The sequence below is a fragment of the Hyalangium sp. genome (genome assembly GCF_045802625.1).
Lineage (GTDB): Bacteria > Myxococcota > Myxococcia > Myxococcales > Myxococcaceae > Hyalangium.
Genome location: NZ_JBJMQP010000082.1, coordinates 1 through 11,282 on the forward strand (window position 1 = coordinate 1; position 11,282 = coordinate 11,282).

The window sequence follows — 11,282 nt, forward strand, 5'->3', positions numbered from 1 at the left end:
AAGATGATGCCGGACGTGCTCCTGCTGGACCTGGGGCTGCCGCGCATGAGCGGCATCGACGTGACGCGAGCGGTGAAGTCCAGCTACCCCAAGGTGGAGATCCTCATCTTCACGATCTTCGACGAGGAGGACAAAGTCCTCGAGGCGGTGAAGGCGGGAGCGTCCGGGTACCTGCTCAAGGGCGCGCCGGTGGACAAGATCATCGAGGCCATCAAGGAGGTCCGAGCCGGAGGCACGGTGATCCAGCCGAACCTGGCGCGCCGGCTGCTCAGGCACTTCCGGGTGGATCCGGACAGCGTGCCGCTGCCCGCCACTGCGCGCCCCGCCGCTCCCGAGGCGGCACCGGCGCCCAAGGTGGAGGCCGCGCCCGAGGCGGTGCCGGGGCCCGTGGCGGTGGCGGCGGCCGAGGAAGAGTCCCCGCTCAAGCCGCTGTCGGATCGAGAGAAGGAGATCCTCCAGCTCATCGCCAAGGGCGTGTCGAACAGCGAGGCGGCGAAGCTGCTGAACCTGAGCAAGGCGACGATCCGCACGCACCTGGAGCACATCTACCGCAAGCTCGAGGTCACCAACCGCGTGGAAGCCGTCACCGAGGGCATCCGCAAGGGATTGATCTCGGTGTAGCCAACTCGAAGGAGTTAGGAGCTTCACCCCGGAGCCCTTGCGCTTACGCAGGGCATCCTTTGACGGGGACTCCTTCCGTCCGGGAACGCCCGCAGGCTTCTTCCGCATCGCGGCCTTGAAGTCCTCGATCTCCGCTGGACCTTCGGCACATGCCGAGCGCCCTAGCCCTCAGACGGGGCTGGCATACTCCAGGAGGAGCGAGGCTTGCCCCACAGCCCCCGCTTGATTGAAAGGACGTGGCCATGCGTTTCCGAACTTGCAGCGCCCCCCTGCTCCTGCTCCTGCTCTCGGCCTGCGCCACGATGGATCCAAGCCCGGGAGAGGTGGAGGCCCCGAGCCCGCGACTCGCCAATCTTCAGCGTGCGGCGCTGTACCCCTGGACGGATGCTGGGAAATGCGTGGCGCGGGAAGCCTCCAACGAGTGGCCGATCCTTGCGGAGCGGTGTTTTCACGCGCTCGATCGCGACAGGGTCAGGTTTCGGGATGTCACCAAACGATGCGCCGTTGCCTATGCGGATGCAGCCGCCCCCGCAGTCGTGGCCCTCTGTGTCTTTGCGGCACCCGAGATCGTCGTCGGGGCAGTGATTGTTGTTGGCGCGGTGGTGGTGGCAGCCGCCATCCAAGAGGGGATCGATGCTTATCAACGGAACGCATCCCGCGAGCGCGCGAAGCCCAAGGCTCAAACTCGGCCCGCTCAGGAGCCGTTAGCGAACCAAGCGCCTAAGCCAAAGGGCTCACCCACCGGAGACAGCTTCCCCCCACCGCCAGAAACCAAGCCGCGCCGTCCGTCGTGCGAGCCCATCCCGGTGCGGCACGCGGGCGAAGATGTCCCGCATAACGAGTGTGCCGATAAGTTTCCGCCCAACCGTTATCCCGGCATGGACGTATTCGTAGGCGGTGAGCGCTTCGATGCGCTGCAAGTCGGCGTGCGTGTGCTGTGGGAAATCAAGACACATCGATTTGACACATACAATGCCTTTATCCGGGATCAGGAGATTGATAAGGAGATTGAGCAATTACACAGGGAGCTTCATGCTGCGAGTGCCTGTGGATATGACTTCGTCATTGGTGTGAGCACCGAAGCGCACAAGCAAGCACTGCTCAATCGCGATTCCACCCTCAAGATCGTCGTCACGGGGTGCAAACGATGACGACTCAAAGTACCCTCATCCTCATCGTCTATGCGCCTGCGCTCGTGGGTGACGGCAAACGCACGCTCGCTACCATCCATGGCTTGGAACGGGCATTGCCCGGATTGCGCCTGGAGTGGAGAGTGACCGAGAGGCGGCGACTTGCCGCGTTGCCAAAGCGCGACGAATGGCTTGCTGAGTCGGCAGCGCGCGGGAAGTTTCCTCTCGTATGCAATGGTGATGAGGGCTTTCCGGTGACGATTAGCGGGTTGACAAGGCCCGCGAGCCAATCGCCGGGCGGCCAGCCGTTGCTCGATGTTCATGCGAAGATGCCGCTTGACGCAACTGTTATCGCGGCAGCGGGGGTTGTGCTGGAGGGCGTAGCGGAGGGCGCACGCGCGTTCTGGGGGCGTGCGACGCCGGATGGTGCTGCGCTGGACATCGCGTATCAGACAGCCCCCACGCTGGAAGGGCCGCCTTCCCCACGCCGGGGGTTGCCCGCCCTGAAGCTCTTCCAGCACATCCGCTCGCCAGAGATTCCCTATTATCTTGGGTGGCTGAACTACTGGTCTGCCGCTGCCGCGAAGGCCATCGGGTTCCCGGACCCTGCTCGCGACGCCGAGCTGCTCAAGCGGGCGCGGCGCACGGCGTCGGGCGGGTGGATCGTGCAGCTCACGAATGCGCCGCTCGATCTCGACAACCCCGCCCACCTGGACGCGCTGAAGCGAGCCTACGAGCGCTTCCCGCAGATCGGCGGGCGCGACTCACCCTGACCGATCCCCAGGCTTGCAGTCAGGGGGCTCTCGGTTGCGCAGCGGCCATCCCCATGGCTGCCTGCTTGGTGGGGGGTAGAAAGATTCAAACTTCGACTAACCGATGCAGGCTATTCATGGAACGGCGCTGTGCGGTTGTATTTGCGCTTTACCAAGCGCAAGAAATTGGACCTTCCATGGATTCGCCTCTGGACTTGAGTCCAAACAAGGGTTGGGCGTTCTCTATTATTGCCAGCTCACTTGTCCTGCGAATTCCTCTTCGGGCATATGGCAAGCCGGGCCGGCCACTGCACCCATCTGGATGCGTCATTCCGTGCTCCAGAACTGGTCGAGCCAGCCTGCTGTCAAAGTAGCGATCTTCTTCTCGCGGCCATAATCGCTCGACGAAGCAGTCCATTCGAATCCGATATAGGCCCGCTTTCCGGGACCGTTGTCTCGCACCCCCGGCGAGGTCCATGCATGAGCCACTGGAACGGGTTGCGCGACGGGTCTCCGTGCACTCCAACCCTGCTTGACTGCATCGTTGGAGGAGTAGAGATGCACGCGAAGTGTGCCATTCGCGAGTGCATCCACTGCAAAGTAGGTCCCTTTCGAGACGTGGACCGCCCAGTAATGCACCTCACCGAATGGCTCACGCCCCTCAGACGCCCGAGGTGCGACAATTTCTTCCTGCGCCCACTCCAAGAACTCCTCCCGCGTCATGTCAAAATGCTTCCTAATCGAGCAAGCCCGCCGCCGATTGCAGCGAGCGGCCGGTCTTCTGACGGATGTTGCAGCGCACATCGTGGATGAGCTTGAACGTACCGTCGTTGCGCCTCCCGCCTCCAGAAATTCTGTTCGGGTTACATTCCAGCATCTTCTCCACCTCGGCTCCGGAGCGCTCACTCTGGGTGCGACGTCGTCTGGCGGCGGGTCGGAAACGAGGGCAGGTAACAAGCATTCTTCCACTCGTATGCGTCTTCCCGGCAGGGCGCTGGGGCATCTCCCAAGCGGTACCAGCACCCTCCACGCAGTTCCACTTCGCCATATCGGGTGCACGGAGGTGTGCGTTGGCCGGGAAAGGGCTTCTCCAGCGGTAGCCCTACTGCGGGCACCCTGCTGTCCTTGGACATGGGGGCCAACGTTGAGGCGGGAGTCGTGCTGGCGCTGTCTCCCACCGCCACGAAACCATGCTCGCGGGAATCCTTGTCCGAGGTGACCTGCGCTACCTCCGGCCTACGGTAGAGGCACGCCACGGTGAGCCCTGCGAGCAGCAGCCCCAGGAAGGCCATCGCCACTTCCACTCCCCACACCGATGTGAAGCTCTGGGACCGGAACTGCGAACTCTCGGGAACCGCGCGAGTCCCCTCCCCGGCCTCGCGCAACGCGAACTCCTGCCTCGCAACAGCGTCCCGCTCCGCAGCCAGACGGAGCGCCCCTGGCGAACGCCACCGAGGCCCATGTTCGTCCCCCACAGAGAACAGAGGAACATCCCCCTCGGCCCCCGCGCCCTGCGCCGCCTGCTCCAGCGCCTTCGCCGCCTCCCGAGCACGGCCCTCAAAACGCTCGATGGGCGCGGGGGACAGCAGTCGCAGGATGAGCGCGTCCAGTTCCGGAGTGATCCGCGGGTTGAGCTCGCGCGGGGGACGCGGCCCAGGCCCGCCCTCGCGCCACACCTCGGAGCCGGTGTCCTCGGGACGGGTGGACGGCGGGTACTCGTCCATCACCAAGCGGTATGCCGTTACTCCCAACGCGAACAGATCGTCACACGCGCTGGCCGGGTAGTGCACCGTGGGATGACGGCGGAATGCGCTGAGAAACGCCCACGCCTCGGGGCTGCGGTAGGCCTGGGTGCCCGGGGGCCACAGCTTCGAGGTGAGCGTGGCGGCGCCTCGGTAGTGCCCTGCCCCGAAGTCCGTCAGGAAGACCCGGCCATCCGGCCGCACCAGCACGTTGTCCCCTTTCACATCGCGGTGCACACCACCGGCCGCGTGCGTGGCAGCCAGCGCCCGCGCGCCCTGCGCCAGCAGCCTCAGCACCTCGCGCGAGCTGGGATTGCGCCTGTCCGCCCACTCGTACAGCGTCTCGCCTTCCACCCAATCCATCACGAGATACGGATAGGCCCCCGAGGGATGCTCCCACACTCCCTGCGCGTGGAGCCGGGGAACGTGAGGGCTGACAATGCGCGACAGCAGCCAGGCCTCGCGGGCGAAGCGCTCATCCCCGGGGTAGATGGCCAGCTTCAGCGCGAACGGGCCCGCCTCTTCGCGGCCTACCTGCTCGACACGGTAGAGAGTGCCGTAACCCCCCCGCCCCCTCCAGCCCATCACCCGCCACGCGCCGATCCGCAGCCCCACCGGCAGGCAGAGCGGATCCACTTCCCGTAAGGTTCGCTGCGTCCCCATGGGCACTCTCCGGCGCGGGCGTTCACCTCCGCCCGCTTGCCCTACCCTACCTCATGGGTCTCCAAGTGTGCTGCCCAGAAATCCACAGGGTTACAGTCAGGGGGCTCTCGGTTGCCGGGCCTTCTCAAGCTGCGCTGTGATCCAATCGTAGTAACTGGCAGTGCTCGTAAACCAGGATTGCGGCTCAGTGTCCGAGTACCCGCCATTGATGCCCACGAGCCATCGCTTCCCGTTGTCGTCAAGAAACAAGGCCGGGCCGCCGCTGTCTCCTTCATGCGTATGAGCCCCCGAATCGTTGAAGCGGAACTCCCGGCCTGCCCGGTCGGACAGTGTGCGGATGGTGGATACTTTATTGGTGCCAAACCGGCGCAGACCTCCATCGTTTGCCTCGTGCTTGGTCGACCCGTAACCAATCACGATGAGCTCATCACCCTTTGAGACTTCCTGCTTCCTCAGGAGAACGTCTGGCGCGATCCCATTCAGTTCGTGATCGAGCGTCACAATGGCAAGGTCCGCGACTCGCTTGTCTGGATCCACAAACCCTTGGCTATCGAGTTGAGAAGTAAAACTCTCATGCACGATGACATTCCCTGGGGACGACTCCGCAATGGGCTTCCAGCCCTTTTCCTCCGGCCGGTAGAGATAGAAGGGGCTGATCACCGTGGCCTTCTTGACACATGAACTCCTGTTGAAGGCTGCTTTCGTTACCGAGCAGAAGCAATGAGCAGCAGTAAGAACTGTCCGTGGGGCAATCAGGACGCCACTGCAAGTCCCTACGCCACTGTAGATCCTCACGATGGCTCGCCAGAGATTATCGTGATCGTCCCGCCCCCCAGAAACGCCGTTCATGTCGTGGGCGGCGAAAGAACTTCCACTCACCCGGGGAACGCTTTCTCCACCTCTGAGCCCAGAGGAGTTGGAGGTGCATCCAACCTCCAAGGAGATGACCATGAGCAGGTAAGATGCCAATAGACTGCGGCAAGCGGCCATACGAGCCACCTCTTCAAGTTTGCGTCAATGATTTGGAGTAGGAGGTATATCGGTCGCAGCGCGGCGGACCTCAGCCCGTAGCCAATCCCGATATTGAGAAACACGGGTGAATGAAAGCTCCTGGTCCGTACCGATGCTCGCGATTCCGACCAGCAGATGCCGCTGAGCAGCCTCGCGAAAGCAAGGGCCACCGGAGTAACCGTTATAAATCGAGGGACCTTGCTGCTGATAGAGAACTCGTCCCTCTTCGGGGGCCAGGACTTGAGTGACGGTGTTCTTCCGGAAGTAGCGAATGCCATAGAGCCCGCCTACCGTCCTGTGGCTTTTAGTATCCGCATAGCCCGCCATGACGAGAGGCTCACGGGCTTGGACCTCGCCTTGTTCCATCAAGGGTTCGGAGGGTACTCCCTTCACGGCTTCATCCAAGACAATGACTGCCAGATCCGCGTGCCCCGGCTTTGCCGAATTTGAGTTCTCCGAACCGGGCGTGAATTCAGGATGGGGCCGGACCGTGCCTTCATAACTGTTGAAACTCATCGAGCTCGTAGCTTCTGGGTAGTCCTTATCCTGTGCAGCCTCGTAGATGGCCGTGGTCACGGCGGCGCGTTCCAAGCAAGACACACCCCGACCGAGAATCTTACCCTTGATGGGAATGCTGGCGCTTTTTCCAGGCTCGCAGAGACAGCTGGCCGCGGTCAGGACGACTCGAGGGTTGATGACGACACCGCTGCACAGAACCGTTCTCGACTGGGCGTCGGTGGTGATCATGACCGTGGAGACGTAGCGGTTCTCGACGTCCATCGTGCCGGCATATTGATACAGGCTCGTATTGGTCACCCCATATTCCGAGGTTTCGCGGTCGGCTTGTGTATTGGCGGCGCCCGCATCCACCTTCAAGGGCTGCTCCGTGCGGCTCCTGCATCCAGTCACGCCCGAGAAGAATGGAATGAGCAGCAGGATGGCAGCGAGGGCCATGCGCTGGAGGCGTGTGGGTGCGATGGAAACGCGCATGCGTCTTGGCTCAAGGGATGTTCAGCCTCGTCATTGGAGCATGGATGGGGCCTTGGTAAGAAGGGTCCCTCAGCCCGTCACGCCTGCGCTATGGTCCCCGCCCCATGCAGCCAGTCATCTCCGTTTCCGGCCTGACGAAGACCTACGCCTCCGGGCAACATGCGCTGAAGAAGATCGATCTCGAGATCCGCAAGGGAGAGATCTTCGCCCTGCTCGGCCCCAACGGCGCCGGCAAGACGACGCTCATCAGCATCATCTGCGGCATCGTCACTCCGAGCTCGGGGACGGTCATCGCCGACGGCCACAACATCTTCAAGGAGTACCGCGTCGCGCGCTCCAAGATTGGCCTGGTGCCCCAGGAGCTCACCACCGACGCCTTCGAGACGGTGTGGGCCACGGTCCGCTTCAGCCGCGGGCTGTTCGGCAAGGCGCCCAACCCCGCCCACATCGAGAAGGTGCTGCGCGATCTGTCCCTCTGGGACAAGAAGGACTCGAAGATCATGACGCTCTCGGGCGGCATGAAGCGGCGGGTGATGATCGCCAAGGCGCTGAGCCACGAGCCGGAGATCCTCTTCCTCGACGAGCCGACCGCCGGCGTGGACGTGTCGCTGCGCCGGGACATGTGGGCGCTGGTCCGGAAGCTGCGCGAGCAGGGCGTCACCATCATCCTGACCACCCACTACATCGAGGAGGCCGAGGAGATGGCGGACCGGGTGGGGGTGATCTCCAAGGGCGAGCTGATCCTGGTCGAGGACAAGGCCACGTTGATGAGGAAGCTGGGCAAGAAGCAGCTCACGCTCAACCTCCAGGAGGCCCTGGCGTCCATCCCGCCCGAGCTGAGCCAGTGGCAGCTGAGGCTGAAGGCCGGCGGCAACGAGCTGGAGTACGTCTTCGACGCGAACGAAGAGAACACCGGCGTGCCGCACCTGCTGCGGCGGCTGGGCGAGCTGAACATCGGCTTCAAGGACCTGAACACCCGCCAGAGCTCGCTCGAGGAGATCTTCGTGAGCCTGGTGACGGAGCGTGCCGCATCATGATCTTCAACTTCCATGGCGTATGGGCCATCTACCGGTTCGAGATGGCTCGGGCGCTGCGCACCTTGCTGCAGAGCGTGGTCACCCCGGTGATGACCACCTCGCTCTACTTCGTGGTCTTCGGCTCGGCGATTGGCTCGAAGGTGACGCGCGTGGGTGGGGTGCCCTACGGGGCCTTCATCGTGCCCGGCCTGATCATGCTCAGCCTGTTCACCCAGAGCATCTTCAACGCCAGCTTCGGCATCTACTTCCCCAAGTTCACCGGCACCATCTACGAGCTGCTGTCCGCGCCGGTGAGCTACCTGGAGATCGTCCTCGCCTATGTCGGCGCGGCGGCGACCAAGTCGATCGCCCTGGGGTTGATCATCCTGGCCACCGCGTCGTTCTTCGTGCCGCTGGAGATCCTCCACCCGCTGTGGATGATCGCCTTCCTGGTGCTGACGGCGGTCACCTTCTGCCTGTTTGGCTTCATCATCGGCGTCTGGGCCAGGAGCTTCGAGCAGCTCAACCTCATCCCCATGCTGATCGTGACGCCCCTGACCTTCCTGGGCGGCGCGTTCTACTCCATCGACGTGCTGCCGCCCTTCTGGCGCACCGTCACCCTGTTCAACCCGGTGGTCTATCTGATCTCCGGCTTCCGCTGGAGCTTCTACGGGACGGCGGACGTGGCCGTGGGGACCAGCCTCGCCATCACCCTGGGCTTCTTCACGGCGTGCCTGGCGGCGGTGGGGTGGATCTTCAAGACGGGCTACCGCTTGAAGAACTAGCCCAGGACTCGCGCGAGGAAGGGCGCCATGCGGCTCGCCCGGGAGGCGGCGACCTCGGCGGGCGTCCCGGACGCCACCACCCTGCCCCCCTCGTCCCCGGCCCCGGGCCCCATGTCGATGACCCAGTCGCTGGCGGCGATCACTCGCATGTCGTGCTCGACCAGGACGACGGTGTTGCCGGCCTCGACCAGCCCGTCGAGCTGCGCCATGAGCTTGTCCACGTCCGCGGGGTGCAGCCCGGTGGTGGGCTCGTCCAGGATGTAGAGCGTGTTGCCGCGCTGCACCCGCTGCAGCTCGGTGGCGAGCTTGATCCGCTGCGCCTCGCCGCCGGAGAGCTCCGTCGCGGGCTGGCCGAGCCGCAGGTAGCCCAGGCCCACCTCCCTCAACACCCCGAGCGCGCGGAGCAAGGGCGGCTCCTCGGCGAAGAACTGGTAGGCCGCGTCGACGGTCATCCCCAGCACCTCGGCGATGTTCTTTCCGCGGTACTGAATCTCCAGCGTCTTGGCGTTGTAGCGAGCCCCATGACACGTGGGGCACGGCGCGTAGACGCTGGGCAGGAAGAGCAGCTCCACGCTCACGAAGCCCTCCCCTTCGCACGTCTCGCAGCGCCCCTTGGCCACGTTGAAAGAGAAGCGCCCCACGTCGAAGCGCCGGGCCCGCGCGGCGGGCGTCGCGGCGAACAGCTTGCGCACGTTGTCGAAGAGCCCCGTGTACGTCGCCAGGTTGGAGCGCGGCGTGCGCCCGATGGGCTTCTGATCGACTCGCACCAGCCGCTTGATGCCCTCCATCCCCTCGGCGATCCGGCCGCCCGTGGTGAGCACGACGGTGCGCTCCAGCGCTTCCCCCTCCTCTTCCTCGGGGGCGAGCTCATGGCCGAGCTGCTCGGCGACCAGCTCCACCAGGACCTGGCTCACCAGGCTCGACTTCCCCGAGCCGGAGACGCCCGTCACCGAGGTGAAGACTCCCAGCGGAAAGCCAATGTCGAGCCCGTGCAGGTTGTTGCGGCTGACGCCCTGGAGGCGAAGCCACCCCTTGGGCGAGCGAGGCGGGCGGCGCGGCGCGGTCTCGGCGCCCAGGAGATAGCGCCGCGTCTGGGACGCCTCCACGGCTCCGAGCCCTTCGAGCGGCCCGCTGAAGAGGATGCGCCCCCCGTGCTCGCCAGCGGCCGGCCCGACATCGACGATCCAGTCGGCGTGGCGGATCACATCCACCTCGTGCTCCACCACGAACAGCGAATTGCCCGAGCCCTTGAGCTGATCGAGCGCCTTCAGCAGCGCCTCGGTGTCCGCCGGATGGAGCCCCGCGGAGGGCTCGTCGAGCACGTACACCACGCCGAACAGGTTGGAGCGCACCTGGGTAGCGAGCCGCAGCCGCTGGAGCTCGCCGGGAGAGAGCGTCGGGGTGCTGCGCTCGAGCGAGAGGTAGCCCAGCCCGAGCTCCGTCAGCACCTGGATCCGCACCAGCAGATCCTTGGCGATCCGCTGCGCCACGAGCGCCTTCTCCGGGTGCTCCCGCGCCAGCTTCGCCGCTCCCGGTGCCGTGCCCGCCGCGGCGGGCCGCAGGATCTCGGCGACGCGCTTCAGCGGCAGCCGGGAGAGCTCGCCAATGTCCAGGCCCGCGAAGGTGACGGACAGGGACTCGCGGCGCAGCCGCTTGCCCTGGCAGAGCGAGCACTCCCCGCTCACCATGTACTGCGACACCCGCTTCTTGAGCATCGCGCTCTGCGTGGTGGCGAAGGTCTGCAACACGTAGCGCCTGGCGCTCGAGAACGTCCCCATGTAGCTGGGCTCTTCCTTGCGCTTGAGCGCCCGGCGCGTCTCCGCTGGGGTGAACCCCGCGTACACCGGCACGGTGGGCTGCTCCTCCGTGAAGAGGATCCAGTCCCGATCCTTCTGGGGCAGCTCCCGCCAGGGGCGGTCCACGTCGTAGCCGAGCGTCACCAGGATGTCGCGCAGGTTCTGGCCGTGCCACGCGGGAGGCCATGCGGCGATCGCCCGCTCGCGGATGGTGAGCGAGTCATCCGGCACCATCGAGCGCTCAGTCACCTCATACACGCGGCCCAACCCATGGCAGTTGGGGCAGGCCCCCGCCGGGGTGTTGGGCGAGAACGCATCCGAGTCGAGGTGCGGCTGGTGCGGCGGGTAGCTGCCTGCGCGCGAGTACAGCAGGCGCAGGGAGTTCGAGATCGTCGTCACGCTGCCCACGGACGAGCGGGTCGTCGGAGCGCCGCGGTGCTGCTGGAGGGCCACCGCCGGGGGCAGGCCATCAATCGAGTCCACCTCGGGGACACCGGCCTGATCGATCAAGCGCCTGGCGTACGGGGCCACGGATTCGAAGTACCGCCGCTGGGCCTCCGCATAGAGCGTCCCGAAGGCCAGCGAGGACTTGCCCGAGCCGGAGATCCCCGTGAAGACGACCAGGGCGTCACGCGGGATGTCGACATCCACGTTCTTCAGGTTGTGCTCACGGGCCCCACGCACCCGGACAAACCCGGCCCTCGTATCGCTGGGAGTGTCGGGAAGCTGAAGACCGCGCGGCTTGGGCATTCGCCTGAAAATGGTGCCGGGGGCCC

11 protein-coding genes are annotated in these 11,282 nt (G+C 65.0%); 5 read left to right on the forward strand and 6 right to left on the reverse strand.

What is annotated here, in order from left to right:
- The 3 genes from ACJ8AT_RS15555 to ACJ8AT_RS15565 form a co-directional block, all read left to right on the forward strand.
- The coding region (locus tag ACJ8AT_RS15555; RefSeq protein WP_407738515.1) for a LuxR C-terminal-related transcriptional regulator at positions 1–621 on the forward strand (621 nt) is incomplete at its 5' end.
- A 242-nt stretch (positions 622–863) separates the two neighbouring features.
- Positions 864–1,772, forward strand: a complete 909-nt coding sequence (locus ACJ8AT_RS15560) for a DUF6310 domain-containing protein (RefSeq protein ID WP_407738516.1) — start codon at positions 864–866, stop codon at positions 1,770–1,772.
- Positions 1,769–2,524, forward strand: a complete 756-nt coding sequence (locus ACJ8AT_RS15565) for a DUF5953 family protein (RefSeq protein WP_407738517.1) — start codon at positions 1,769–1,771, stop codon at positions 2,522–2,524. The genes ACJ8AT_RS15560 and ACJ8AT_RS15565 overlap by 4 nt, the downstream gene beginning before the upstream one ends.
- Before the next feature lie 306 nt (positions 2,525–2,830).
- Here the strand turns inward: ACJ8AT_RS15565 and ACJ8AT_RS15570 are convergent, their stop codons facing one another.
- The 5 genes from ACJ8AT_RS15570 to ACJ8AT_RS15590 all read right to left on the reverse strand — a co-directional run bounded on the left by ACJ8AT_RS15570 (position 2,831) and on the right by ACJ8AT_RS15590 (position 6,873).
- Entirely contained in the window at positions 2,831–3,226 is a 396-nt protein-coding gene (locus tag ACJ8AT_RS15570; RefSeq protein ID WP_407738518.1) for a hypothetical protein, read from the reverse strand.
- A 13-nt stretch (positions 3,227–3,239) separates the two neighbouring features.
- Complete coding sequence (locus ACJ8AT_RS15575; protein ID WP_407738519.1) at positions 3,240–3,389, reverse strand: hypothetical protein; 150 nt, start codon at positions 3,387–3,389, stop codon at positions 3,240–3,242.
- 16 nt (positions 3,390–3,405) lie between these two features.
- On the reverse strand, positions 3,406–4,908 hold the full coding sequence (locus tag ACJ8AT_RS15580) for a serine/threonine protein kinase (protein ID WP_407738520.1): 1,503 nt from the start codon (positions 4,906–4,908) through the stop codon (positions 3,406–3,408).
- 96 nt (positions 4,909–5,004) lie between these two features.
- Positions 5,005–5,898 (reverse strand): trypsin-like serine protease, encoded by an 894-nt coding sequence (locus tag ACJ8AT_RS15585; RefSeq protein WP_407738521.1) that lies wholly within the window; start codon positions 5,896–5,898, stop codon positions 5,005–5,007.
- A gap of 24 nt (positions 5,899–5,922) precedes the next feature.
- On the reverse strand, positions 5,923–6,873 hold the full coding sequence (locus tag ACJ8AT_RS15590; protein WP_407738522.1) for a trypsin-like serine protease: 951 nt from the start codon (positions 6,871–6,873) through the stop codon (positions 5,923–5,925).
- 140 nt (positions 6,874–7,013) lie between these two features.
- On the opposite strand from ACJ8AT_RS15590, the gene ACJ8AT_RS15595 reads away from it, so the two are divergent.
- Entirely contained in the window at positions 7,014–7,946 is a 933-nt protein-coding gene (locus ACJ8AT_RS15595) for an ABC transporter ATP-binding protein (RefSeq protein WP_407738523.1), read from the forward strand.
- Positions 7,943–8,710: an ABC transporter permease gene (locus ACJ8AT_RS15600; protein WP_407738524.1), complete on the forward strand. Its 768-nt coding sequence runs from the start codon at positions 7,943–7,945 to the stop codon at positions 8,708–8,710. The genes ACJ8AT_RS15595 and ACJ8AT_RS15600 overlap by 4 nt, the downstream gene beginning before the upstream one ends.
- Here the strand turns inward: ACJ8AT_RS15600 and uvrA are convergent.
- Positions 8,707–11,256 carry an excinuclease ABC subunit UvrA gene (gene uvrA / locus ACJ8AT_RS15605; protein ID WP_407738525.1) on the reverse strand — a complete coding sequence of 850 codons (2,550 nt, stop codon included), beginning with the start codon at positions 11,254–11,256 and terminating at the stop codon, positions 8,707–8,709. The genes ACJ8AT_RS15600 and uvrA overlap by 4 nt on opposite strands.
- Positions 11,257–11,282: the final 26 nt, after the last annotated feature.

What these genes read in the sequence shown, in the direction of transcription:
- ACJ8AT_RS15565 (WP_407738517.1), top strand. Translation starts at nt 1,769, where the DNA reads ATGACGACTCAAAGTACCCTCATCCTCATCGTCTATGCGCCTGCGCTC.
- ACJ8AT_RS15570 (WP_407738518.1), bottom strand. Translation starts at nt 3,226, where the DNA reads ATGACGCGGGAGGAGTTCTTGGAGTGGGCGCAGGAAGAAATTGTCGCA.
- ACJ8AT_RS15590 (WP_407738522.1), bottom strand. Translation starts at nt 6,873, where the DNA reads ATGGCCCTCGCTGCCATCCTGCTGCTCATTCCATTCTTCTCGGGCGTG.
- uvrA (WP_407738525.1), bottom strand. Translation starts at nt 11,256, where the DNA reads ATGCCCAAGCCGCGCGGTCTTCAGCTTCCCGACACTCCCAGCGATACG.
- ACJ8AT_RS15600 (WP_407738524.1), top strand. Translation starts at nt 7,943, where the DNA reads ATGATCTTCAACTTCCATGGCGTATGGGCCATCTACCGGTTCGAGATG.
- ACJ8AT_RS15580 (WP_407738520.1), bottom strand. Translation starts at nt 4,908, where the DNA reads ATGGGGACGCAGCGAACCTTACGGGAAGTGGATCCGCTCTGCCTGCCG.
- ACJ8AT_RS15595 (WP_407738523.1), top strand. Translation starts at nt 7,014, where the DNA reads ATGCAGCCAGTCATCTCCGTTTCCGGCCTGACGAAGACCTACGCCTCC.
- ACJ8AT_RS15560 (WP_407738516.1), top strand. Translation starts at nt 864, where the DNA reads ATGCGTTTCCGAACTTGCAGCGCCCCCCTGCTCCTGCTCCTGCTCTCG.
- ACJ8AT_RS15585 (WP_407738521.1), bottom strand. Translation starts at nt 5,898, where the DNA reads ATGGCCGCTTGCCGCAGTCTATTGGCATCTTACCTGCTCATGGTCATC.